Origin of the sequence: Vibrio sp. 1641 (assembly GCF_033339995.1) — a bacterium.
GTDB lineage: Bacteria > Pseudomonadota > Gammaproteobacteria > Enterobacterales > Vibrionaceae > Vibrio > Vibrio alginolyticus.
Window position 1 is genome coordinate 1 of record NZ_JAWOVP010000246.1, and the last position, 645, is coordinate 645.

General features: G+C 64.2%; 1 protein-coding gene. It reads right to left on the reverse strand.

Annotated features, from left to right (window positions below; all coding sequences use genetic code 11):
* Positions 1-92 precede the first annotated feature (92 nt).
* A complete protein-coding gene (locus R7Z47_RS25305) occupies positions 93-503 on the reverse strand; it encodes an IncQ-type mobilization protein MobB (RefSeq protein WP_318130823.1) in 411 nt (136 codons plus the stop codon).
* Between the last annotated feature and the right edge of the window lie 142 nt (positions 504-645).

Genomic DNA, 645 nt, shown 5'->3' on the forward strand with positions numbered 1-645 from the left:
GCCGCTGGCGGCATCCCGTATGCCGATGTCGTACCGGTCGCAGCCCATGGCCTTGAGCTGCCGGGCGATGGCTTGCGCGGTGCGGTCACCCTTTACTTGAGCTTGAAAACCAGCCATATACCCCCCTGTTGTTCGAGGATTTGCGGCTCCAGCCAAAGCCATGATGCGATCAGCAGCGCCAGAATAGGCGTCACGGAAGCGATCAAGACCCCGGCCCACAACTTCCATGTCCAGCCACGGGCGGCGCTCCGGGCGCTCTGCGCGGCGCTGCTCACCTCGGCGGCTACCTCCCGCAACTCCTTGGCCAGCTCCACCCATGCCGCCCCTGTCTGGCGTTGGGCTTTCAGCCACTCCGCTGCCTGCGCCTCGCTGGCCTGCTGAGTCTGGCTCATGACCTGCCGGGCCTCGCCGGCCAGTGTCGCCATGCTCTGGGCCAGCGGTTCGATCTGCTCCGCTAACTCGTTGATGCATCTGGATTTCTTCACTCTGTCGATTGCGTTCATGGTCTATTGCCTCCCGGTATTCCTGTAAGTCGATGATCTGGGCGTTGGCGGTGTCGATGTTCAGGGCCACGTCTGCCCGGTCGGTGCGGATGCCCCGGCCTTCCATCTCCACCACGTTCGGCCCCAGGTGAACACCGGGCAG

Bases quoted from the DNA above. Each gene is read 5' to 3' on its own strand.
- R7Z47_RS25305 (WP_318130823.1), bottom strand. From the start codon at position 503: ATGAACGCAATCGACAGAGTGAAGAAATCCAGATGCATCAACGAGTTA.